18 protein-coding genes and 2 pseudogenes are annotated in these 22,380 nt (G+C 62.3%); 11 read left to right on the top strand and 9 right to left on the bottom strand.

Annotated elements, in window-relative coordinates; genetic code table 11:
• Window positions 1-7: 7 nt before the first annotated feature.
• Window positions 8-829, bottom strand: a complete 822-nt coding sequence (locus BPSG_RS01535) for an alpha/beta hydrolase (protein ID WP_026644110.1) — start codon at window positions 827-829, stop codon at window positions 8-10.
• Between the two features lie 85 nt (window positions 830-914).
• A complete protein-coding gene (locus tag BPSG_RS01530; RefSeq protein WP_080699284.1) occupies window positions 915-2,516 on the bottom strand; it encodes a dolichyl-phosphate-mannose--protein mannosyltransferase in 1,602 nt (533 codons plus the stop codon).
• 107 nt (window positions 2,517-2,623) lie between these two features.
• Here BPSG_RS01530 and rsmI point away from each other — a divergent pair, with 107 nt between their 5' ends.
• On the top strand, window positions 2,624-3,562 hold the full coding sequence (gene rsmI, locus BPSG_RS01525; RefSeq protein WP_051592113.1) for a 16S rRNA (cytidine(1402)-2'-O)-methyltransferase: 939 nt from the start codon (window positions 2,624-2,626) through the stop codon (window positions 3,560-3,562).
• Window positions 3,563-3,564: 2 nt separating this feature from the next.
• Here the strand turns inward: rsmI and BPSG_RS01520 are convergent, their stop codons facing one another.
• Window positions 3,565-3,885 (bottom strand): variant leucine-rich repeat-containing protein, encoded by a 321-nt coding sequence (locus BPSG_RS01520; RefSeq protein WP_236710311.1) that lies wholly within the window; start codon window positions 3,883-3,885, stop codon window positions 3,565-3,567.
• 17 nt (window positions 3,886-3,902) lie between these two features.
• Window positions 3,903-4,556, bottom strand: a complete 654-nt coding sequence (locus tag BPSG_RS08595; RefSeq protein WP_052108660.1) for a hypothetical protein — start codon at window positions 4,554-4,556, stop codon at window positions 3,903-3,905.
• A gap of 167 nt (window positions 4,557-4,723) precedes the next feature.
• Between BPSG_RS08595 and metG the strand changes: the two genes are divergently transcribed.
• Window positions 4,724-6,592, top strand: coding sequence for a methionine--tRNA ligase (metG, locus tag BPSG_RS01510; protein WP_026644107.1), 1,869 nt, complete (start codon window positions 4,724-4,726; stop codon window positions 6,590-6,592).
• 270 nt (window positions 6,593-6,862) lie between these two features.
• Here the strand turns inward: metG and BPSG_RS01505 are convergent, their stop codons facing one another.
• Together BPSG_RS01505 and BPSG_RS01500 are read right to left on the bottom strand one after the other, a co-directional pair.
• Window positions 6,863-8,659 (bottom strand): ABC transporter ATP-binding protein, encoded by a 1,797-nt coding sequence (locus BPSG_RS01505; protein ID WP_026644106.1) that lies wholly within the window; start codon window positions 8,657-8,659, stop codon window positions 6,863-6,865.
• A gap of 12 nt (window positions 8,660-8,671) precedes the next feature.
• Window positions 8,672-8,995 (bottom strand): annotated as a pseudogene (locus BPSG_RS01500) (hypothetical protein); the annotation flags it as partial.
• On the opposite strand from BPSG_RS01500, the pseudogene BPSG_RS01495 reads away from it, so the two are divergent.
• The 8 genes and pseudogenes from BPSG_RS01495 to BPSG_RS08240 all read left to right on the top strand — a co-directional run.
• Window positions 8,994-9,527: pseudogene (locus tag BPSG_RS01495) on the top strand (glycoside hydrolase family 36 protein); the annotation flags it as partial. The pseudogenes BPSG_RS01500 and BPSG_RS01495 sit on opposite strands and share 2 nt — an antisense overlap.
• A gap of 21 nt (window positions 9,528-9,548) precedes the next feature.
• Window positions 9,549-10,505 (top strand): TatD family hydrolase, encoded by a 957-nt coding sequence (locus BPSG_RS01490; RefSeq protein WP_026644103.1) that lies wholly within the window; start codon window positions 9,549-9,551, stop codon window positions 10,503-10,505.
• A gap of 213 nt (window positions 10,506-10,718) precedes the next feature.
• On the top strand, window positions 10,719-12,908 hold the full coding sequence (locus tag BPSG_RS01485) for a KUP/HAK/KT family potassium transporter (RefSeq protein WP_026644102.1): 2,190 nt from the start codon (window positions 10,719-10,721) through the stop codon (window positions 12,906-12,908).
• A gap of 207 nt (window positions 12,909-13,115) precedes the next feature.
• Window positions 13,116-13,985: a class II glutamine amidotransferase gene (locus BPSG_RS01480; RefSeq protein ID WP_026644101.1), complete on the top strand. Its 870-nt coding sequence runs from the start codon at window positions 13,116-13,118 to the stop codon at window positions 13,983-13,985.
• Between the two features lie 82 nt (window positions 13,986-14,067).
• On the top strand, window positions 14,068-14,655 hold the full coding sequence (locus BPSG_RS01475; protein WP_034878931.1) for an IS607 family transposase: 588 nt from the start codon (window positions 14,068-14,070) through the stop codon (window positions 14,653-14,655).
• The gene (tnpB, locus tag BPSG_RS01470) at window positions 14,648-15,880 is read left to right on the top strand and encodes an IS607 family element RNA-guided endonuclease TnpB (protein WP_238548918.1); all 1,233 of its coding nucleotides are present in this window, start codon (window positions 14,648-14,650) and stop codon (window positions 15,878-15,880) included. The genes BPSG_RS01475 and tnpB overlap by 8 nt, the downstream gene beginning before the upstream one ends.
• A gap of 79 nt (window positions 15,881-15,959) precedes the next feature.
• A complete protein-coding gene (locus BPSG_RS01465; protein ID WP_033502307.1) occupies window positions 15,960-17,093 on the top strand; it encodes a glycosyltransferase family 1 protein in 1,134 nt (377 codons plus the stop codon).
• Between the two features lie 8 nt (window positions 17,094-17,101).
• Window positions 17,102-18,226: a glycosyltransferase gene (locus BPSG_RS08240; protein ID WP_051592015.1), complete on the top strand. Its 1,125-nt coding sequence runs from the start codon at window positions 17,102-17,104 to the stop codon at window positions 18,224-18,226.
• Window positions 18,227-18,295: 69 nt separating this feature from the next.
• On the opposite strand, the gene BPSG_RS01455 is transcribed toward BPSG_RS08240, so the two are convergent.
• From BPSG_RS01455 to BPSG_RS01445, 3 genes are all read right to left on the bottom strand, one after another.
• Window positions 18,296-18,553: an S-layer homology domain-containing protein gene (locus BPSG_RS01455; RefSeq protein ID WP_034878930.1), complete on the bottom strand. Its 258-nt coding sequence runs from the start codon at window positions 18,551-18,553 to the stop codon at window positions 18,296-18,298.
• Between the two features lie 84 nt (window positions 18,554-18,637).
• Window positions 18,638-19,525 (bottom strand): Ig-like domain-containing protein, encoded by an 888-nt coding sequence (locus BPSG_RS01450; RefSeq protein WP_026643696.1) that lies wholly within the window; start codon window positions 19,523-19,525, stop codon window positions 18,638-18,640.
• On the bottom strand, window positions 19,473-21,092 hold the full coding sequence (locus BPSG_RS01445; RefSeq protein WP_034878928.1) for a leucine-rich repeat domain-containing protein: 1,620 nt from the start codon (window positions 21,090-21,092) through the stop codon (window positions 19,473-19,475). The genes BPSG_RS01450 and BPSG_RS01445 overlap by 53 nt, the downstream gene beginning before the upstream one ends.
• Window positions 21,093-21,468: 376 nt before the next feature.
• Here BPSG_RS01445 and BPSG_RS08235 point away from each other — a divergent pair, with 376 nt between their 5' ends.
• Window positions 21,469-22,377 carry a glycosyltransferase family 2 protein gene (locus tag BPSG_RS08235; RefSeq protein WP_051592014.1) on the top strand — a complete coding sequence of 303 codons (909 nt, stop codon included), beginning with the start codon at window positions 21,469-21,471 and terminating at the stop codon, window positions 22,375-22,377.
• Window positions 22,378-22,380: the final 3 nt, after the last annotated feature.

Here is a 22,380-nt window from a genome sequence, read left to right as displayed (position 1 = left end):
GTGTGCGTCAGTCGGCGAACGTGCGCGCGAGCCAGTCGAGGGCCAGCCCGATCCACGCCTGCACGCCGGGTTCGATGCCGTTGACGCCTTGCCATGCGGTCTGCGCGGTGGCGAGCGCAAGGCCATGGCCGCCTTCGGGGAACAGGTGCGCTTCGACCGGCACGTGCGCGGCGTGGCACGCCTCGATGAGCATGAGCGTGTTCTGCACGGGCACACAGTCGTCGGGCATGGTGTGCCAGACGAAGACCGGTGGCGTGCGCGCGTCGATGTGCTCTTCGATGCTCACCTCGTGCATCGCGTCGTCGTCGCCGTAGCGGTTGCCGAGCAGCGCGCGGAAACTGCCGTCGTGGCGGTATGCGCCCGAGGTGACGACCGGGTAGGCGAGCATGAGCGCGGTCGGCGCGAGCAGCGCGGGGTCGTAGCCGTGCGCGCGCAGCACGCCGTCGGAGGCGGATGTGGCGAAGTCGGCGGCCAGATGGCCGCCCGCGGAGAAGCCGAGCACGGCGATGCGCGCCGGGTCGACGTGCCACGCTTCGGCATTGTCCAGAATGAGGCGCATCGCCTCGGCCACTTCGAGCAGCGCGGTGGGGTAGACCGAAGGCGCGCACGAGTAGCGCAGCACGAAGGCGTTGCAGTCGGCCGCCAGGAACTGCAGGGCGATCGGTTCACCCTCACGGTCCGACGTCATCTCGTAGCCGCCGCCGGGCACGATCAGCACGGTGGGGCGTGTGCGGTCGGGCACGACCTCGGGGGAATTGTCGGGCACATAGCCGATGAACCGCGCGGTGGTGCCGTCGATGCCGGTGATCGTCTGTTCGATGTACTGCATGTTGCCTTCTTTGTGATTGGTGTAGGCGAGGCTCGCCCATATAGTTCAACGATATGACTATGATACGCCGGCCGGTGGTGGGCCGTCAGATCCACGACTCGAGCCACATGTGGCTCAGCCAGAACTCGTAGGGTACGGGCATCGCCGTCCAGATCGGGTAGAAGAACGCGGAGACGAGCAGGCACAGCCCCAGTGTGGAGCCGAGGGCGGCGTGCCATGTGGCGCGCGAGACGGTTGTGCGCAGCCAGTCGAACACGTAGCAGATCGCGAGGATCATCCACGGCAGCAGCACGATCGAATAGAACGTGAACGTGGTGCGGTTCAGGTACTGCGCCCACGGCAGCCAGCCGCCGAGGAACCCGGCGAGCACCGCCCAGATGCGCCAGTCACCGCGGCGCCAAATCGCGACAGCGATCGCGCCGAGCGCGCACAGCGACCCGAGCCACCAGATGAGCGGGTTGCCAAGCGAAGTGATCGCCGCCACGCATTGCGAGTCCGGCGCGAGCGAACACAGGCCGGGGTGATCGGGCAGCTTCTCCCAGTAGAAGCTCGTGGGGCGGATCTGCAGCGGCCAGGTGAGCGGGTTCGCCTTGTAGTCGTGCGGCGCGTCGAGCGTGGTGTGGAACTGCCACATCTGCGCGTGGTACTGCACGAACGAGCGCCACGACTCGGGCAGCCACTGGATGCCCTCGCCCGGATGCAGCCGCGCCCAGTCGTGCATGTAGGAGTCCGGGTGCAGGAACCAGCCGGTCCATGTGGACACATAGGCAAGCGCGTAGGTCGGCAGCATCGTGCACGCGGCGAGCACGCCGTCGCGCAGCACGCCGGTGAGGAACCAGTGCCGGTAGCCAGCCTGATGGCGCATCCACGCGTCCCACAGCACACTGATCACGCAGAAGACGGCCATGAAATACGTGCCCGACCATTTGACGCCCGTCGCCAGTCCGAGCAGCACGGCCGCGCTGATGCGGTACCACGAGACCGCGATCTGCGGCGGCCGCGCGGTCGGGTCGGCGGCGCGCTCGAGTCGCGCCTTGGCCCAGTCGCGGTGCATCAGCAGCAGGCTGAACGCGCCGAGCGCGAGCACCATGATGAAGATGTCGAGCAGGCCGGTGCGGCTCATCGTGATCCCCACGCCGTCGATCGCCATCAGTACACCGCCGAACAGCGCGATCGGCAGGTTGCGGAACAGGCGCAGGATCACGCGGATCAGCACGATGATCGCGATCGTACCGGCGATCGCCGTCGCGGCGCGCCATGCGAAGGGGTTCGCCGCGCCGCCGAAGAGCTTGAGGCCCCACGCGATGAACCATTTACCCACCGGCGGGTGCACCACGTATTCGGCCGAATCGAGCCATAGGTCGGTCTCGCCGCTCGCGAACGGGATGTTCGGGTTGACGTCCTGCCCCAGGTACGGTACCGTCTGCGGCCAGTTGCGCGGCTCGCCCGTCTGGAGCATCGTCCACGCGTCCTTGACGTAGTACGTCTCGTCGAACACGACCGCGCGCGGCTCGCCGAGGCGCACAAAGCGCAGCAGCGCGCCGAACAGCGCGACGATCAATGTGCACGCCCACTCCACGTCGCGCGTGGGGTGGGCTAACAGGCCGGCATGCACGCGTGCGGCGTGCGCGGCGTGCCGTGCGCCGGTGCGGGCGGCGGATGCGCGTGGTTGCGGCGGTTGCGACATGGGGTCCTCCTTGGGCTGCTGCGTTCCATTATGGTCGTGCTCTTATATTTGAGGGAAGGCATTCGCATAGGGCCGCGCAGCGGCGGCCATGATTGGAGGCAGGGCACATGACTCAGGTGGGAGCGCAGGCGCAGGTGGGGGAGCAGGCTGTGCAGGCGCCGGATGTCACTGTTCCACGTGGAACAGTCGTACTCGCGGCCACGCCGATCGGCAACACGGCCGACGCCTCGGCGCGGCTCGTGGCGCTGCTCGAGCGCGCCGACATCGTGGCGGCTGAAGACACGCGGCGGCTGTACGCGCTCGCCAACAGGCTCGGTGTGCACGTCGGCGGCCATGTGGTGGCGAACCACGACCACAATGAGCGCGGCAAGGCCGACGGACTGCTCGACCAGGTGGAGGCCGGCGCCACGGTGCTCGTCGTCTCCGACGCCGGCATGCCCACGATCAACGATCCCGGGCTCGCGATCGTGCGCCGGGCGATCGAACGCGGCCTGCCGGTCACGTGCGCGCCCGGGCCGTCCGCCGTGCTCGACGCGCTCGCGTTGTCGGGCCTGCCGACCGACCGTTTCTGCTACGAGGGGTTCCTGCCGCGCAAGCACGCCGACCGCATGCAGCATCTGCGCATGCTCCAGTCGGAACGCCGCACGATGGTCTTCTACGAGACGGTGCACCGCATCGACGAGGCGATGGCCGACCTCGAAGCGGCCTTCGGCGCCGACCGCCCGATGGCGCTGTGCCGCGAACTGACGAAGGACTACGAGCAGATCCGCCGCGGTACAATCGGCGAAGTGCGCGCGTCGGTCGAATCCGACCCGCCGCGCGGCGAGATGGTGCTCGTCGTCGGCGGCGCGACCGGTGCCGAGCCACAGCAGGGGCGCGCGCTCGATGTGCAGGAGCTCGCACGGCTCGCGCAGCGGATGGCGAGCGATGAGCACATGCGCATCAAAGACGCGATTGCGCACGTCGTGGAGCAGCATCCGGCGCCCGACGGGTCGCTCGCGAACAAAAAGCAGGTGTACGCGGCCGTACTTGCGCTCAAACAGTGAGTTCAGGCGCGCCGTTCGAGCGCGTCGAGCAGCAGCTCGAGCGTCTCGCGCACACCGGGGCCGCCCTGCTGCGAGATGAACTCGAGCAGGTTCGCGTCGGCGGCGCGGTTGACGACGACCCATTTGCGCAAATGCGGGGCGTGGCGTGCGATGTGCCACAGCACATCGATCGGCGTGTCCGGATCGCTCGCCACCACGGCGTTCAGCGCGATCGGCGGCGCCGGTGGGTCGAGCGGGCGCGCCGGCCCGTCGTGTTGGCCCGTGCACGTGGTGGCGGCGAGCCGGCGGCGGGCGCTCGCGTTTCCCCTGCGGGTGGAAGGCATGGCGGGTCCTTTCTGGGTCAGGCGATGCATGCGAAGTCGGTGAGCACGTCGCGCGCCTGCTTGGCGGTGTGCAGGTAACTGCAGCCATCGAGAATGTTCAGGCACGGCTGCGGCCCGAAGTCGTATTGTTTCATCAGTTCGGCGATGACCGGCTGCCAGCTGTGCGCGCGGATCTCCTCGATCGGGCTCAGCGCGAGGTCGCACGCGGTGCGTTCGGGCGTGGTGAGGCTGAGCGTGCCGATTGACGTGATTTGGTCGGCTGGCACACGCCGTGCGCGCGTGCGGATCGGCCGGCCGAACACGCGCGTGCGGTGGTGGCTCGACGAGAGGATGTCCACTGTGGTGGGGAAGTCGCCGCCGTGCCACACCCATGCCGCGGTCGCCCCGCACACGGTCATCGAGGTGATGCGCTTCGGCAGCGCCGCTGCCGTGATCGCCGCGCGCCCGTACAGCGAATCGCCGTCGTCGCGGCGGTAGGCGTGCGCGTCGTCAAGTGGGATAAGGATGCCCAGATCGATGAGCATGTGCATGCCGAGCGGGCCGGTCACGTGCTCGGCTGTGATGATCGGCGGCGGTCCGGGCAGCGAAAGCGGCGCTGGCGGCGGGTCGCTGCGCTCGGTGGGCGGCTCGTCCCACAACGGCAGCATGGGCTGGTACATGTCGGTCGTCATGGGCGCACAGCGTAAGCCGCATGCACGGTGTGGCGCAACCCGGGGCGGGTGCATTGTGGATATGTGGACAACCCGTGCCGCGCGCCCGTGCGCATGTGGACACGGCGGTGGATTCGACGGGGGCCGGGCGGCCCCGCAGTGTCCTAGCTCGGCCGGATAATCGGCGCATGACTCATATTATGGTGAATGTTGCTTGGCCGTATGCCAACGGCCCCCGTCATATCGGCCACGTCGCCGGGTTCGGCGTGCCCTCCGACGTCTATGCGCGCTACCAGCGCATGAAGGGCAATGATGTGCTCATGGTCTCCGGCACCGATGAGCACGGCACCCCGATCCTCGTGGAAGCGGACAAGGAAGGCGTGACCCCGCAGGAACTCGCCGACCGCTACAACCGCGTCATCGCCAGCGACCTGTGCAAGCTCGGCCTGAGCTACGACCTCTTCACGCGCACCACCACCAAGAACCACGAACTGGTGGTACAGGAGCTGTTCCGCCAGTGCCTTGCCAACGGCTACATCTACAAGGGCGTGCAGAAAGTCGCGATCTCGCCGTCCACCGGGCGCACGCTGCCCGACCGCTACATCGAGGGCGAATGCCCGATCTGCCATGCGCCGGGCGCGCGCGGCGACCAGTGCGACAACTGCGGCAACGAGCTCGACCCCGACGAACTGATCAACCCGGTCTCCAAGATCAACGGCGAAACACCGATCTTCCAGGAGAGCGAACACTACTTCCTCGACCTGCCGGCGCTCGCCGACGCGAATCTGGCGTGGCTCAAGACGCGCCAGGGCTGGCGCACGAACGTGCTGAACTTCTCGATCGGCCTGTTCCGCGAAGTCAAGCCGCGCGCGATCACGCGCGACATCGACTGGGGCATCCCGATCCCCGTGCCCGGCTGGATCGACAACCCGAACAAGCGCCTGTACGTGTGGTTCGACGCGGTGATCGGCTACCTTTCCGCCTCGATCGAGTGGGCGCGCCGTTCGGGTGACCCCGAGGCGTGGCGCAAGTGGTGGAACAGCCCAGAGGCGCCGGGCTATTACTTCATGGGCAAAGACAACATCACGTTCCATTCGCAGATCTGGCCCTCCGAGATGCTCGCCTACAACGGCCAGGGCTCGCGCGGCGGCGAAACCGGTCAGCTCGGCCCGCTCAACCTGCCCGAGCAGGTCGTGGCGTCCGAGTTCATGACGATGGAAGGCAAGAAGTTCAGCTCGTCGCGCGGCATCGTCATCTATGTCAAGGACATCCTCGAACGCTACCCGGTGGACGCCGTGCGCTACTACATCTCGATGGCCGGCCCGGAGACCTCCGACTCCGACTTCACGTGGTCCGAGTTCGTGCGCCACAACAACGAGGAACTCGCCGCGTCGTGGGGCAACCTCGTCAACCGCGTGGCCAACCTCATCGCCAAGAACTTCGGCGAGGTGCCGCCGGTGGTGGAATCGAAGCTGACCGACGACGACCGCGCGCTGCTCGCCGAATCGGCCGGCGCCTTCGCCACGGTGGGCGACCTGATCGAACACCACCGCCAGAAGAACGCGCTGAACGAGGCGATGCGCGTGGTGGGCGACATCAACAAGTACATCTCGGCCACCGAACCGTGGAAGATCAAGGACGACCCGGAACGCCTCGGCACCGTGCTGCATGTGGCGGCCCAGGCCGTGATGGACGCGAACCACCTGCTCGCGCCGTTCCTGCCGCATTCGGCGCAGAAGGTGTTCGAGGCGCTTGGCGGCACGGGCGTGTTCTCGCCGCTGCCGCGCATCGAAGAGGTGGAGGACCTCGACAACCCGGCGTTCCACTACCCGGTGATCACCGGCGACTATGTGCTCGGTGAAACGGTGCGCCCATGGAAGAGCGAGCCGATCGAGGTCGGTGCCCCGGTGGCCAAGCCGACGCCGATCTTCGCCAAGATCCCTGCCGAGGCGGTCGACGAGGAACTCGCGCGCTTCGAGGAGGCGCTCAACGCCCGCAAACAGGCGGAATCCGAGCGTCTGGAAGCGGAGAAGGCGAAGCTCGCCGCCAACGAGTGATGCGCGCTGGCGGCGGGTGTGCGCACACCCGCCGCCAGCGAACGTCCAGCTTAGATGTGTGCGCGCTCACACCCAAGCTAGCTGTGAGCAAAAAAGTCGAACGTGGTACAGGCCGATGGCGTATATTGATACCTATCAGCGATGCCTGTGACGTCGTTGACGAGGTTCCTTCTCTAGAACCCCATAACTGAACCCTTCTTCTCTCTTCTCTCTGAGCCGGCGGCCTTCTCTCCGCCGGCTTTCTCTTTTCCTGCACGCTGCCGCCGGCACTCAGCAGAGCGCGTCGGCGATCATCGCGTATTGCGCCTCGACGAGGCGCCAGTAAGCGCCGCGCTTGGCCATCAGCTCGCTGTGCGTGCCCTGCTCCACAATCTGCCCGTGGTCCACGTAGCAGATCATGTCGGCGTCCTCGATCGTGCTCAGCCGGTGCGCGATGATGAAGCTCGTGCGCCCCACGAGCAGGTGCGCGAGCCCCGCCTGCAGCGCCTCCTCGGTCTGTGTGTCGATGTTGCTCGTCGCCTCGTCGAGGATCAGGATGCGCGGGTCGGCGAACAGCACGCGCGCGAACGCGATGAGCTGGCGCTGGCCCATCGACAGCGTCGAGCCACGCTCCTCGACCACGGTGTCGTAGCCGTTGGGCAGCTGCATGATGAACTCGTGCGCGTGCACGGCCTTCGCCGCGCGCTCGATCTGCTCGTCGGTCGCGTTGAGCTTGCCGTAGCGGATGTTGTCGCGGATCGTGCCGGAGAAGATGAACGTGTCCTGCAGCATCACGCCCATCTGCCGGCGCAGCGACTCGAGCGTCACACTGCGCACATCGTGCCCGTCGATCGTGACCGACCCTTCCGCCACGTCGTAGAAACGCGACAGCAAGTTGATGATCGTCGTCTTGCCGGCGCCGGTCGGCCCCACGAGCGCGACCGTCTGCCCCGGGCGCACATGCAGGTCCACGAGGTTGAGGATGGCGCGTCCGTCGGGCTCATACCGGAACACGACATCGTTGAAATCGACCTGCCCGCGCACCGGCGGCAGTTCCACCGCATCAGGCGCGTCGGTGATCTCGGGCCGCACGTCGAGCGTCTCGAAGATGCGCTCCAGATACGCCGAACACGTGATGAGCTGGTTGTAGAAATTGCCGATGTTCATGACCGGGTTCCAGAAATTGTTCGCGTAGCCGATGAACGCAATCAGCGTGCCCGTTGTGGCGGCCACGCCGCAGATGTTCATGATGCCCACGTAATACAGCAGTGCCATCGTGCTCACCGAGATGATCTCCATGCTCGGCCACAGCAGGAACTGCAGGTGCACCGCGCGCATCCACGCGCTGCGCACCTGCCCCTGCTGTTCTTGGAACGTGGCGAACTGCTCGCGCTCGCGCGCGAAGGTCTGCGTCGTCTTCACGCCGGCGATCGACTCGTGGATGTAGGCGTTGAGGTTGCTCTGCTTGTTGCTCAGCCGCTGGTACGCCTTGCGCTGGAAATGCTGCAGCACGCGCACCACCACGATGAGCAGCGGGAACAGCACGAGGCTCCACAGGGCGAGCCGCCAGTCGATCGCGAACATGATGATGAGCGTGATCACGAATGTGAACACGTCGGAGATCACGTTGATCAGCCCCGAGCTGAGCGTGTCGGACAGTGTGTTCACGTAGTTGACGACGCGGATCAGGATCTTGCCGTGCGGGCGCGAATCGAAATAGCTGAACGGCAGTGTCTGGATGTGCGTGAACAGGTCGCGCCGCATGTCCTTGAGCACGAGCTGGCCCACGCGCGTGATCTCGTACGTGCGGTAGCGCAACGCCACTTCGTACAGCATGATCAGCACGAGCATGATGAGCGCGATCCAGCCGAGCAGCGCGTAGTCCTTGTGCGGCAGCACATCGTCGATCACGATCTTCGTCAGGTACGGCACACTCACGGCGATGCAGCTCATCGAGACCACGACCGCCACGATCGCGGCGATGCGCTTGCGGTACGGCTTGAGATACACGGCCACACGGCGCAGGTCACGCAGGTTGATCTGCTCTTCGAGTTCCTCATCTTCGCGGTAGGTATTGCGTTGTGCCATGGTGCACCTCCCTTAGTTCGTCTTGTCCGTTGCGCCGCCGGCCGTCTCGCTGGCCTGTGTGTAGCCCTGCGACTGACCCGATTGCAGGCCGAGCTGTTTGCGGTAGATCTGCCAGTAGCGGCCGTGCGCGGCGACCAGTTCCTCGTGCGTGCCGCGCTCCACGATGCGCCCGTGCTCGAGCATGAGGATCAGGTCGCAGTCCTTGACCCACGAGATGCGGTGCGCGATCGTCACAATGGTCTTCGTGCCTTCCAGATCGGCCAGATGCTGCTGGATCTTCGCCTCGGTCTCCATGTCCACCGCGCTCGTCGTGTCGTCCATGATCAGGATCGACGGGTACGCGCAAGAGGAGATGGATGACGAGACCGCCGTGTTCACGTTGACCGCCGGCATTCTGGGCCGCCTCTACCTCTCCGGGTTCATCAACCGCATGGGCGAGCGCCGGCTCACGCTCGTGCGCGACGCCGTGGCGCTGCACCGGCGCGTGCTCGACGAGCAAGGGCACCTCATGCCATGGTGGCCCGACGACCTGCCGGATTTCAACGGCCCGTGGCTCGCCTACGGCCTGCGGCACAACCACGCGATCGCCGAAGCGGTCTACCCGGATGTGGCCGCGCTCATGGACGGCAACGAGCATGTGGAGTATCTGGCCGTCTGGCGCCGCGGCGGCGTCGACTCGATGTACCTGCAGCTCGGGCATGGCGCACATGTGCGGCAGGTGTTCCCCGACCCCGGTCAGCCGGGCCATGCGCCCGGCGCGCGCCCGTGGACGGTCGAGCATGTCGACCCCGATACCGTGCGCCTCACCGTGTCGGACAGCGAACGGCCGTCCGCGCGCATCTTCGCGGTGAGCTACGACGTGCGGTGATGCGCGCGTAGACTTGCATCCATGAGCAAAAAACACCGCGACCGCAATTGGGCGCCCGCGCCTCAGGCCCTGCCGGCCGACGCACACGTCGTCGACAACCATACGCATGTGGCCTCCGTCGTGCCGTTCTCGCGCGCGATGAGCCACGAGGCGCAAGCCAAAGGGCAGCCCGAAGTGCCTGTCTACAGCGTCGATGAACTGCTGGGGCAGGCACAGGAAGTGGGCGTCGAAGGCGTGATCGACTGCGGTTGCGAACTGCCGGACCTCATGACCGCGGTGGACATGGCGCGCGAGCACCCGGGCGTGGTGCACGCGGCGATCGCGATCCACCCCAACGAATCCGTGTTGCACGGCCACCGCGGCGTGCCCGGCCCCGACGGCCTGCCGCTGCGCTACAAGCCGTGGCACGAGGTGAGTTTCGACGACGCGATCGCCGAAGTGGAGCGCATCGCGCGCGCCTACCCGCGGCAGGTCGTGGCGATCGGCGAGACAGGCATGGACCTGTTCCGCACCGGCGAAGGGGCCAAGGAACTGCAGCGCGAGGCGTTCCGCGCGCATATCGCGCTCGCGAAGGAACTCGACCTGCCATTGCAGATCCACGACCGCGACGCGCACCGCGAAGTGATCGAGACACTGCTCGCCGACGGCGCGCCGCGGCGCACCGTGTTCCACAGCTATTCGGGCGACGCCGAGATGGGGCGGATCGCGCGCGAACACGGCTGGTACCTCTCGCTTTCCGGCACGTCGAGCTACAAGGGCAATGACGGCATCCGCGAATCGGCGCGCATCGTGGGGCTCGACCATGTGATGGTGGAGACCGACGCGCCGTACCTGACCCCGATGCCGTACCGCGGACGCACGAACGCGCCATATATGATTCCATACACTTTGGATGCGCTTGCCCAATATCTGGCATTGCCGATCGACGAGGTGGCGTGCGCGACCCGCGCGACGACGCGCGAGGTGTATGGGGTCTGAACACGGCCTGTTGACTGGGGAACCCGTTGGTGCGCATTGCGCGCGCCATCACGATTTCGCGCATTGAACGGGCGTGAAGGGCAAGGCCTCGACCATCGCGCGGCGAGTGCGCTGTACGAAAAGTGCGGCCATGTCTGGCCATACGAGGTATTACCGTACCCTAATGCCGTATTTTGAGGGTGGGGCTAGCCCCACTGTTGAAAGGACATCGTGATGGCTCAACGGCCTGATGACGAACAAGACCCGTTGCTCACGCAGACCGGGCAATACACCCGCGCCCCCAAGGTCTCGCATGAGGTACTCACCAAGCAGGAGCGCGAAGAGCTGCTCAAGGAACGCGCCGTCAAACAGCAGGCGGCACAGCGGCTCAACCAGCCATGCGCGGGCGGGCCGATGGGCCGGTGGTGGCGCAAGCTGCAATCGGGGCCGGACAAGGTCACGCTCGCCATGTCGATCGTGGCGCTCGGCGTGGTGTATGGGGACATCGGCACGTCGCCGCTCTACACGATGCAGACCTTCCTCGCCGGCCAAGGCGGCGTGACCCATGCGGACGAGACTGCCGTGATCGGCATGCTCTCGCTCGTGTTCTGGACGATGACGCTGATCACGACAATCGAGTACGTGGTCATCTGCATGCGCGTGGACAACAAGGGCGAAGGCGGCATCTTCGCGCTGTACACGCTGCTGCGCCGATACGGCGGCTGGCTCATCGTGCCCGCCATGATCGGCGGCGCCGCGTTCCTGGCCGATTCCGTACTGACGCCGGCCATGTCGATCAGCTCGGCGGTCGAAGGCCTGCAGACCCTGCCGGCGTTGCAGGGCGTGTTCGCCTCCAACCCGAACCTCATGCTCATCATCACGTTGGTCATCATCGTGGGCGTGTTCGCGGTGCAGTCGCGCGGCACCGAGCGCATCGGCAAGGTGTTCGGCACCGCCGTGCTCATCTGGTTCCTGTTCATCGCGGTCACCGGCGCCATGAGCATGGCGCACAACCTCGAGGTGCTGCGCGCACTCAACCCCGTCTATGGCGTGGAGTTCCTGCTCAGCGGTGACAACCATGCCGGCCTTGCGCTGATGGGCACCGTGTTCCTGTCGATCACCGGCGCCGAGGCGCTGTATTCCGACATGGGCCATGTGGGCCGCGGCAACATCTACGCCACATGGCCGTTCATCAACCTTGCGCTCGTGCTCTCGTACTTCGGGCAGGGCGCGTGGATCATCCGCACGCTCGAAGACCCGGCGTATGTGCAGGAAGGCGGATCGCCGAACCCCTTCTTCGCCATGCTGTTCCCGGAATTGCGCTATGTGGCGGTCGTGCTCTCGGTCATAGCCGGTGTGATCGCCTCGCAGGCGCTGATCTCCGGCGCGTTCACGATCGTCTCCGAGGCCACGCGCCTCAACTGGATGCCGCATCTGCAGGTGCGTTACCCGGCGCGCACACGCGGCCAGCTGTACATTCCCACCATCAATGTCGTGGTGTGCGTGGCCACGGTGGCGGTGCTGCTGATCTTCCGCAATTCGGAGCACATCGCGGCCGCCTATGGCCTGGCGCTCACTGTGACGATGGTCATGACGTCGATCCTCGTGACCGTGTACCTGTGGCACAAGCGCATGCATGTGGCCGCCGTGGTGTTCGCTGTGGTGTTCCCCACGATCATGCTCCTGTTCTTCGTGGCGTCGATGGCGAAGTTCATGCACGGCGGCTGGTTCACCGCGCTGCTCACGCTCGCGATCCTGACCGTGATGGTCACATGGAACGAGGGCACGAAGCTCGAACGCGCGCAGCGGCGCCACATGCAGCTCGACGACTGCCTGCCGGTGCTGCAGCGGCTGCACGACGACGCCACGATCCCGTATTATTCCGACAACATCGTGTACCTGACCTCGGATCAGGACATGAAACGCATGGAGACCGACGTGTTCTTCTCGATCTTCGCCAACCACCCCAAGCGCGCGCACGCCTGGTGGGTCGTGTCGGTCGAGACGACCGACGACCCGTTCACGCGTGAATACACGGTGGAGGATTACGGCACGGATTACCTGTTCCGTGTGTGCATCCGCCTCGGGTTCAAGGTCTCGCAGTCGATCCCCGCATACCTGCACCAGATCATGCATGACCTGCTGCGTACCGGCGACCTGCCCCAACAGACGACCCGCTACCCGAAGGTCGACGCCGACCCGAAGATCGGCCCGATCAAGTACGTCCTCATCCACAAGGCCCTCATGCCGGAATCCAAGGTCTCGGCGAAGGGGGCGTGGGCGCTGCGCATCAAATACGCGATCCGGCATGTGGCCGGCTCGCCGGTCAAATGGTTCGGCTTGGCGCCCTACAATCCGGTCACCGAAGTGCAGCCGCTCTTCCTGTCCACCGTGCGGCCGCCGCGCCTCAAGCGCGTGGGCTGAGCGGCCCCGGCCGACCGTCCGCGTCTATCCACTAGCCACGGGCGGCCGCCCAGTGCGCCCCGCACAGCCGTTGGCGTCTAGCCCCTAGGCGCCAACGGCTGTTTTCATTGGTATTCCAACGGTCTTGCGGTGGGTACAGGCAAAACCGATAGCGAAATCCTGAGAATCGGTGGCGGGCGCCGTGTGGAGCCGTTACAGTAAACGACTATGTGCAGATTACTGGGATACGCCACCGCGAATGTCAATGTGAGCCTCGACGAGATGCTTGGCATGCGCGAGTGCGCCGCGTTCCGTGATCTGAGCGAAATCCACAACGATGGCTGGGGCGCCGTGCTCATCAACGAACCCGGCCACGCGGCGCACATCAACGACGGCGGCGCGCCCTCCCCGGAAACGGGTTCGGCGCTCTACCGCAACACGATCGCCGCGCAATACGACCCGATCTTCAACGAGCTCGCGCATGCACCCGCGCGCGGCGCCATCTGGCACCTGCGCCTCGCGAGCTCGAACCTGCCGCTCATCCTCGAAAACCAGCAGCCGTTCTTCGCCAGCGGCCTCGGCTTCGCGCACAACGGCGACATCTCGGATGCGCAGGGCCGCAACATCACCACGAACCGCGCCTACCCGATCGACCAGAACCTGGTGCAGTCCACGGGCGGACGGTCTGATTCGGCCATGTATTTCGCGATCGTGCTGCAATACCTGGGCTTCGGCTTCGCGCTCGAGGAGGCGCTCGCACAGGCGGTGCGCGAACTGCGCGCCACCTACCCCGATTCGAGCTACAACTGCATGGTCCAAAGCCAGGACCAGTTCATCGCCCTGCGCGCGGAAAGCGGACGCCCCACCGCGCAGGCGATCGTCGATATTTACGCCCGCTACGGGCGCGAAGACGAGGCGGGCGACTATAGCGTGCTGCACTACCGTGAGCTCGGATCCAAGCAGGGCGAGCCGAAGGGCGTCGTCGTGGCGAGCACCGGCTTCGAGCAGCCCGCCGAAGACGGTTGGCGCGAACTGGAGAACAACCACATGATCGTCGCGTCGAACCGCACCGGCGCATTCCGCGTGCGCGGCATCTGATTCGTCGCGTTCGCACAGGGGGCTGTTAGCTGTTTCCAAAATGTTTTGCTTTAATATATTTTAATATGCTATACTATACTGCATGTTAGTGAAGGAATGGGCTGAGCTTGAGCACCTACACCCGCAGACCGTGTGGAAGTGGTGCCGCACCGGAAAGATGCCTGTTCCTGTCGAGCGCACGCCGTCTGGCATGTGGCTCGTTCACGATCCCAAGTATGAAACACCCGCACCGTCGGATGCCAAGCAGTCGCGCACCGTCTGTTATGCGCGCGTCTCGTCGGCCGATCAGAAGGCTGACTTGCAACGGCAGGCCGATCGGCTCAAGGCGTTCGCGCTCAGCATGGGCGTGGAAGCTCCCGAGGTTGTCGCAGAGACTGGTTCGGGTATGAACGACAAACGGCGCAAGCTCAACCGGTTGTTGTCCGATCCGACCGTAACCACTTTGATTGTGGAGCACCGGGACCGTTTGGCGCGCATGAACGCGGGACTGGTCGAAAGCGCGTTGAAGGCGCAAAACCGTAGACTCATCGTCGTGGACGACACGGAGTTGGATGACGATCTGGTGCGTGACATGACCGAGGTGCTCACCTCGTTCTGCGCGCGGCTCTATGGCAGGCGCGCCGCCAAGCACAGGGCGCAGGCCGCGTTGGAGGCGATGCGCGGTGTATGAGGCGGTCAAGGTGGCGCTCGACCCCACACCACGGCAGGAAAGGCTCTTGGAAGGCCATGCGGGTGCGGCGCGCTTCGCGTACAACACCATGCTCGCGCGCATCCAATCCCAGTTGGCGCGAGGGGAGAAGGCGGACTGGACGATGTACGCGCAGCGCCGCTGGTGGAACGAATGGAAGAATGAGATCGCCCCGTGGTGGGCCGAATACAGCAAGGAGGCGTACAACAGCGCGTTCGAATCATTGGCGGCCGCGCTGAAAAACCATTTCGACTCGAAAACCGGCAGGCGCAAGGGAAAGCGCATGGGTTGGCCGAGGTTCAAAAGCAAACGGCGCAGCATGTTGAAGTTCGCGTACACGACCGGCTCGTTCGGCCTGATCGACAACGACCCCAAAGCGTTGAAACTGCCGCGCATCGGCCGCGTGCACTGCATGGAGAACATCGCCAGGCGCGTCGGGGACGCGAAAGTCGCGCGCATGAGCGTGGGCAGGCATGCGGGACGCTGGTATGCGTCCCTGACCGTCGAACGCGGCGACCCACCCAATCCATGCGCGCCAAAGGGCGGCGCGGTGGGCGTGGATCTGGGCGTCAAGACCCTCGCCGCATTGTCAGATGGCACGGTGTTCGCCAACCCGCGCCATCTCAAGCGCGGCCTGCGCGCACTCGGACACGCGCAGCGCGCATTGGGCCGTCGTCAAGAGGGCTCCCGCCGTTGGTCAAAGGCCAAAGCCCGCGTGCAACGCGCGCAGGCGCGCATCGCCGCCCAACGCCATGACGGGCTGCACAAGCTCACCGACTGGCTGACCCGCACCTATGCGGACATCAGCATCGAGGACCTGAACGTGGCGGGCATGGTCGGCAACCACAGGCTCGCACAGGCCGTATCGGACTGCGGGTTCGCCGAACTGCGCCGCCAACTCGTGTACAAAAGCGCGCGCACCGGCGCGGCCATCCACATCATCGACCGTTGGTACCCATCAAGCAAGACATGCTCGAACTGCGGGACAGTGAAAGCCAAACTGTCCCTCAACGAACGCACCTATGTCTGCGATGCCTGCGGTTTGAGGATCGACCGCGACCTGAACGCGGCCATCAACATCAACGTCGCCGGGAGTGCCCCGGAGACGCTAAACGCGCGCGGAGGGGACGCAAGACACGACCGGCATGCACCGGCCGCGCAGACCCCAGTGAAACGCGAACCAAGCAACGCCCGCCAAGGCGTGTGAGGCTTGGAGCTGCACTGAGCAATCAGCGCATGCAAACTAGAACAAACTAGCTTGCAACGGAAAGAAAGAGGACGGGTACATGAGCAACGACAAGATTCGCGTGGTGCAGGTCGTGGGTCGGATGAACGGTGGCGGTGTGGAATCGACCATCATGAGTCATTTTCGGTTCATTGACAGAGATCGATTCCACTTTGATTTTGTTGCCAATGCCGACTCCACGCACATTCCTTACGACGAGATAGAGGAGTTGGGTGGTACTGTGCATACGGTGCATCCCTACCGGTCGTTCGGCAAATACAATCAGGATTGCATGCAGCTCTTCGAGGAGCTGCATCCCCTGATTGTGCATGCCAACGTCAATGCGTTGAGTGTGTTCCCGCTGCATGCGGCCAAGCAGGCGCATGTGCCGATCCGCATTGCGCATAGCCATAGCACCGCCAGTCCGAAAGAGGTTGCGAAAACGGTCGTCAAAGACATCCTCCGGCCGTGTTCCCGTATGTTCCCCACACACTTGGCGGCTTGTGGTGAGTTGTCTGCCCGATGGCTGTTCGGTAATGCCACAGTGGACAGCGGGCGTGTGAAGATGATCTGCAATGCGGTCGATCTGGAAAGGTTCTCGGTTGATGAGGATATGCGCCGGCGGATACGTGAAGAACTTGGAGTTGGCGACGCATTTGTAATCGGGCAGATTGGTCGCCTGTGCTACCAGAAGAACCAAGAGTTCTCGTTGCGCGTGTTTGCTGAGTTGCTGAAGATTCACAAAAACGCTGTACTGGTGTTGGTCGGCGGCGGTGACGAACGTAAGCAGCTTGAGCAGGAAGCCCGGTCGTTGGGGGTGTTTGATCGGGTGAAATTCCTGGGCATTCGCAAGGATGTGCCGGCGCTGTACAATGCGTTTGATGTCATGATATTCCCCTCTCACTACGAAGGGCTGCCGGTGAGCCTAATTGAGGCACAGGCCTGTGGCTGCCCATCCCTGATCTCCGATGCCGTGACGAAAGAAGTGCAGATCGTCCCCGGCATGATTGAATCGCTGCCGCTCAATGCGGGTGCCACCATGTGGGCCAAGACCTTGCTTGCACTGGGGTTGCAGACGCGCGATGCCAGATCGGACGGAGGCAGGTTCCTGAAAAATGCCGGCTATGACATTCGCGACAGTTCCAAGGACCTAGGGGATTGGTACGAGTCGTTGATCCAAAACATTGCCAAGTGAGGTGCGGCATGGGCAGGCAGAGGCAGATCGGCAAACCTTCCGTCCTGGTATTTGAGGCCAGTGAGAATTGGGGAGGAGTGGAAGCATTCATCGCCAATGAAATTCTTCCACTGCTCGATGACTACGACATCGATGTGGTTGTGCAGAATAGCAACTCGAATGTCAGCAAGCGGCTGGAAGGCATGGGTGTCGGCATGGTGGAATGTGCGGGTAGCGTGTTCTCGAAATCATATAAAAAGAATATATTAAATATATTTAATAATAATTATGATATTATACATTTCAATAAGAATTCCTTGCTGAAATTTCCGCCGATTCTCTGGGCCAAGCGGTATACGCAAAGCAAGGTGATCATCCATTCGCATAATACGCAACCGTCATCGACGACTCCTGCAGCACGGCTGCATTATCTCCTTCGCCCATTCGTCGTAGGCAAAGTGGATTGCTTGCTCGCTTGTTCACAAGCGGCAGGATTCTACATGTTCGGCAAACGGCATCCCTTCGAGTTGATTCCCAATGGCGTGGATGTGGAACGGTATGAGTTCAATGCGCAGGATCGTGAACGGATACGGAAAGAATTGGAAATTGCACCGTCCACACATGTCTTCATCCATGTTGGGCGGTTCAGCGAGCAAAAGAACCAGCGGTTCCTTATCGAGGTATTTGCCAAATATCATGCGGAAGATGCCGATTCGGTGTTGCTTCTTGTGGGCAACCACAACGGTATGCTGAATGACATGCAGCGGTTGGCGTCAACGCTTGGCGTGAGTGATAGCGTGCGTTTTCTGGGAGTTCGCACGGATATCCCGCAGTTGTACAGCGCGGCTGATCTGGCTGTTTTCCCCTCCAAACACGAAGGACTGCCCGTCACCTTGGTTGAAGCGCAGGCTAACGGACTTCCTATTTTGGCTTCGGAAGCCATTACGAAAGAGACGGATATCGCCAATCTGATCCGGTTCGAGTCTCTGGAACATGGTGCTGATCAGTGGGCCAGCCAGATGCGGCATGAAGTTCAGCAACCGATTGGGGCCGACGTGCGCAAGGGCTATGCGAACGCGGTGCGTCGGGCCGGGTACGACATGACTGATGGCATACGCCGGATGAAGGCAACATATGGCAGACTTGCGAAATGACCTGTGGTAATGGCTGAGGGGCCCGGTTGACCGGGCCCCTCAGCCATTACCACAGGTCATTGAAAGACTTCATGACTTGCGCAGATAGGTGTACATGCGGTGTAGGAACACAGCCATATCTTGCCTGTTCAGTTTGTTGGTGCCGCGAAAGGTGCCGTCTGGGTTACCTTGGGTGATACCGGTGGAGGCGAGCCAGAGGATTTCCGTAGCCGCGAAGCTTCCCTTCTTCACATCCTTGAACTTGGCATAATCCTTTGCAGAGGGTTTGAAGGTGGACGCGGATCCGATATTCTGCAGCTTGGCAAACCTGTACAGGAAAATAGCCATGTCCTGATGCCTAAGTGTCTGCCCATACCCGTAGGTGCCGTTGCTGTTGCCTGTGTGATGCGCACCGAGGTCAGCCAGTCAATGTCACTGGCGAACAGTGCGCTCGGGGGGTACATCAGGGAATCGCTGGCGAACGGTCAATTTGACGGAGGCCGTTTTGTCGTCTGCCGTGGCGATGACTTCCGTTGTCCCCGGCTTGATGGCGGTGACGGTGCCTTTCTGATCCACCGAGGCTATGGAGGTGTCTTTCACCGACCATGTGATGGTTGGTTCCTTGGCATCGGCTGGAAGTGTGGAGGCCTTCAGTGTCGCCTTTGCCTGTGTATTGAGTTGCAGGGATCCGCTGACGATCTGGTCGCCGTTGATGGCAACGGAGTCGATGGGGATGTCTTTCTTTTCCACATAGACCGTAGTGGTGACCTTCTTGCCGCGGGACGTGCCCTGTACGATGAACGAGCCAGCCTTGTTGTATTGCTCTGCTGGGACGCTTTCCCATGTGACACCCTCGTAGCTGGTTTTCCCGTCGCTCCATGTCGCCTTAGCATAGACCGGGAGCGTGGGGGCGGTTCCGACCTTGGTGGTCACGGAATAGGAAATCAGTGAATCCAGCGTGGCGTTGGTCACGGTGACTTTGCGCCCGCTCCAGGTCTTGTTCTGCGCGTTGTCTTCCACATAATACTGGATGGCATATGTGCCCAACTTATGGATGTCCAGCGTGTTCTTGGGAATCTGGATACGGTCTGTAATATCGCCATCAACGTCATCGGTGGCCTTAACCCCATCCATCCAATCATAGGGCTGGTCGATTGTGGAGTAAGTGTCATAGACTCCGGTGATAACTGGGGCGGTCTTGTCGGTCTGGTTCACAGTGACTGGTTGGCGAACCTTTCCGGAGAACAGGTAATCCCAATTGTCCGATTCACTGAAGGTGAAGGAGTACTTGCCGCTTCGGGATACATTCGTCCAAGTCACGGTACCAGTGGCAGGATCGTATGTGCCCGGCCGGTGAGATGTTCTTAGGCGTGAGATACTGACCCATGCGGCCTTTAGCGGTGCGCACGCTCACGGTCTCCCTGGCATTCACCGTGACAGGGTCGCGCCACACACTCTGCCCATCGTTCATCGAGTATTCTGTGGGCTCCAGCTTCTGGAACGCCGACATGTCGTCGATTCCGTTGGATTCGAGCTGCAGCCTGCGCAGACCCTTGACGTCGGCGATGAGGCTGACGTCAGTGAAGGGGTTTCCTGAAACCCATAGGGCGTTCAATGTGGGCCACTGACGAACAATGGAAAAATCGGTGATGTTGTTCGAATAAATGTCCACCCAAGCGAGCTTGGGCACATTGGTGATGGTGGAGATATCTTCGATGTAGTTGTTGCCAAGCCCGAGGCCCCACAAATCAGGCTTGTTCGCCAATGCACTGACATCCACCACTCGGTCGTTGTAGAACTGTACATCGTAGAGCTTTGACAGCGATGCCAGCGGCGAGATGTCACTGATCGGATTGTCGGACATGTGGATGCTTCGCAGATTGACGAGGTGCTCCATGCCTGAAAGGACCTTGATGCCGGTGTTGTTGGCGAGCAGCTTGGTTACCTTCCCCAACTCGCCAACGGCTACCACATCGGAAGATGTGCGTCCCAATTCCTTGGAGACCGCCGTTGCAAGAGCGGCGTCGGGGAAACACTGTGCGAAAGTGGAAGTCCCCTCCTGGCATGTTGTTTTAGTGGCCTCTGTTCCGGCCGGGGCTTCACGCCAGGCAGGAGGTGTGGCGGTATCTTCCGGCTCGACGTTTTCGGCGCCTGTATGCGTCACATTGGCGCGAACGATTCCGGAGAACGGCCGGTCGCCGGATTGGCCACCGCCTTGCGACTGGTATACGGCAACCAGACCGATGCCGCTGTACTGGTCCGCCTTCCAGGTGATCTTTCCGGTGGAAGCGTCATAGGTGCCATTGTTGGCGATGGACATGGGTTGAATATGCTTGCCGTCGTATCCAATAGGGGTGTCCACGCTGAACGTGGCACCGAAATCGACGGTGATGTCATATTCGATTACCTGACCGGTCATCACCAAATACTTAGGGGGATCCAACTTGATATTAGCTGCGCTGAACACCTTGTTGCGGCTCAGATCGGCTCCCTTCATGTGCGTGAAATTATTGATTACATCAACATTGGTCAATTGGTTGGAAGAGGCCCACAGATATTCGAGGTTCTTGGCCGAAGCCAATGGGGCGATTGAAGCGATCGAGTTGTGGGTCAAATTGATGGTGGTGAGCTTAGTCAACCCGCTGAGGCGGAGATAATCGCTGATATCGTTGTCTCCCAAGCCGAGGTCCTGCAGATTGGCCAATGATGAGAGTGGGCCTAAGTCGCTGATATTGTTGTTGTACAGCCACAGGCGCTCCAATGAGGAGAACACTCCCAATCCAGTCAGATCGGCGATGCCCGCATTACGGGCGTCCAGCGAGGTCAATGCATGCACGTGTGCCTGCGTAATGACGGTGCCCTCGTCGGAGATTTTCAAGGTGCCCATCACGGTTTTGCGCAGATTGGCGTCGGGCAGGCACTGAGCAAAGCTATTGCTGCCTACCGCGCAGCTACTGGTGGTGCCTGGCTTCTTCCGCGAAGGCCGGCGGAGCGACTGGCACAGCTACAAGTGCAACGGCCAGCAGCATCCCCACCAGAAGAGACAGCCGTCGAATCGTTTTGGTATACACGAGAATCCCTCCTCAATCTATAATCGTGCACAAAGCATGGTTGCCATCCTCTTTGTGGCAGCGCATGTTGTATGGTTGTGCCTGAATAAATTCCGTAAGAAACCATTCTAATACAGTGGAATATGCGCAACAGCCCGTGTTCTGGAGGTGTTGTGAAAAAATGGTGGAGAAAAGAAAGGGCGGGGTCGAACAATGAACCGGAACACCCCCTTGGTCAGTGTCATTGTGCCGGTCTACAACAGCTCGGCATATTTGCGTACCTGCTGCGATAGTGTGCTGCATCAGTCATACACCAATCTGGAATTGGTTCTGGTGGATGACGGATCGACTGATGGAAGCCCCGCGATCTGCGACGAATACGCCAAGCGATATGACAATGTACAAGTGGTTCATCAGTCGAATGGGGGCGAACCGGCTGCCCGCAACACGGGGCTCTCCGTGGCGCAGGGGGAATACATCATGTGGGTCGATAGCGACGATTGGATCGACCCTGATTGGGTTGCCTCATACATGGAGCTTGCTGTCGACCAAGCGGTGGATGTTGTGGTGGCAGGGCGGGTGACGGGTCAATACGGGTATCCTCAGGCTCTGATTCAGTATCTGTTGAATCATATCGAACACACCATATGGATAAGTTGCGTTCGTCGAGTTCTCTTCGATGGGTTGAGTTTCAGCAGCCACACCATTGGCTGTGACGCGTTGATGTTGACGAAGCTATTTGCAAAAGCTCATTCCACCTACGTCATGCCACGTCCTGAAGGCTACCATTACATGGACAATGAGGAGTCCGTCACCCGGGTGCATAACATCGGCACACGTATGGGCTGGCCTGCTCGAGCTCAGGATGAGCTGGATTTCGTCGCTCACACGGCGCCGGAACTGATGTCATGCGCTCGGTTTGACGTTATGCGTGGGGCCGGGGTGATATACCGGAATGTACGGGCATTGCCGCTGCCGCCGGAAGAGAGGGAACGCAAGAAGGTGTTGCTGAAGCAGCTGCGCCGCTTCATTGCTGAGGGGATGACCCATCTGCCAATGCGTTATATGTCTTTCAAAGACTACAAACAGGTCATATTGACAATTCGTGACATGTGGTTCTGACCT

Source organism: Bifidobacterium pseudolongum subsp. globosum (genome assembly GCF_000741295.1).
Lineage (GTDB): Bacteria > Actinomycetota > Actinomycetes > Actinomycetales > Bifidobacteriaceae > Bifidobacterium > Bifidobacterium globosum.
This window is presented reverse-complemented; position numbering and strand designations above follow the sequence as displayed.

Excerpts from the sequence above, each read along its gene's own strand:
- BPSG_RS01455 (WP_034878930.1), bottom strand. The coding sequence starts at position 18,553 with ATGGCTATTTTCCTGTACAGGTTTGCCAAGCTGCAGAATATCGGATCC.
- BPSG_RS08235 (WP_051592014.1), top strand. The coding sequence starts at position 21,469 with ATGAACCGGAACACCCCCTTGGTCAGTGTCATTGTGCCGGTCTACAAC.
- BPSG_RS01520 (WP_236710311.1), bottom strand. The coding sequence starts at position 3,885 with ATGCCTTCCACCCGCAGGGGAAACGCGAGCGCCCGCCGCCGGCTCGCC.
- BPSG_RS01505 (WP_026644106.1), bottom strand. The coding sequence starts at position 8,659 with ATGGCACAACGCAATACCTACCGCGAAGATGAGGAACTCGAAGAGCAG.
- BPSG_RS01480 (WP_026644101.1), top strand. The coding sequence starts at position 13,116 with ATGTGCAGATTACTGGGATACGCCACCGCGAATGTCAATGTGAGCCTC.
- BPSG_RS08595 (WP_052108660.1), bottom strand. The coding sequence starts at position 4,556 with ATGACGACCGACATGTACCAGCCCATGCTGCCGTTGTGGGACGAGCCG.
- BPSG_RS01490 (WP_026644103.1), top strand. The coding sequence starts at position 9,549 with ATGAGCAAAAAACACCGCGACCGCAATTGGGCGCCCGCGCCTCAGGCC.
- rsmI (WP_051592113.1), top strand. The coding sequence starts at position 2,624 with ATGACTCAGGTGGGAGCGCAGGCGCAGGTGGGGGAGCAGGCTGTGCAG.
- BPSG_RS01475 (WP_034878931.1), top strand. The coding sequence starts at position 14,068 with ATGTTAGTGAAGGAATGGGCTGAGCTTGAGCACCTACACCCGCAGACC.
- metG (WP_026644107.1), top strand. The coding sequence starts at position 4,724 with ATGACTCATATTATGGTGAATGTTGCTTGGCCGTATGCCAACGGCCCC.
- BPSG_RS01535 (WP_026644110.1), bottom strand. The coding sequence starts at position 829 with ATGCAGTACATCGAACAGACGATCACCGGCATCGACGGCACCACCGCG.
- BPSG_RS01465 (WP_033502307.1), top strand. The coding sequence starts at position 15,960 with ATGAGCAACGACAAGATTCGCGTGGTGCAGGTCGTGGGTCGGATGAAC.
- BPSG_RS08240 (WP_051592015.1), top strand. The coding sequence starts at position 17,102 with ATGGGCAGGCAGAGGCAGATCGGCAAACCTTCCGTCCTGGTATTTGAG.
- BPSG_RS01485 (WP_026644102.1), top strand. The coding sequence starts at position 10,719 with ATGGCTCAACGGCCTGATGACGAACAAGACCCGTTGCTCACGCAGACC.
- BPSG_RS01445 (WP_034878928.1), bottom strand. The coding sequence starts at position 21,092 with ATGGGCACCTTGAAAATCTCCGACGAGGGCACCGTCATTACGCAGGCA.
- BPSG_RS01530 (WP_080699284.1), bottom strand. The coding sequence starts at position 2,516 with ATGTCGCAACCGCCGCAACCACGCGCATCCGCCGCCCGCACCGGCGCA.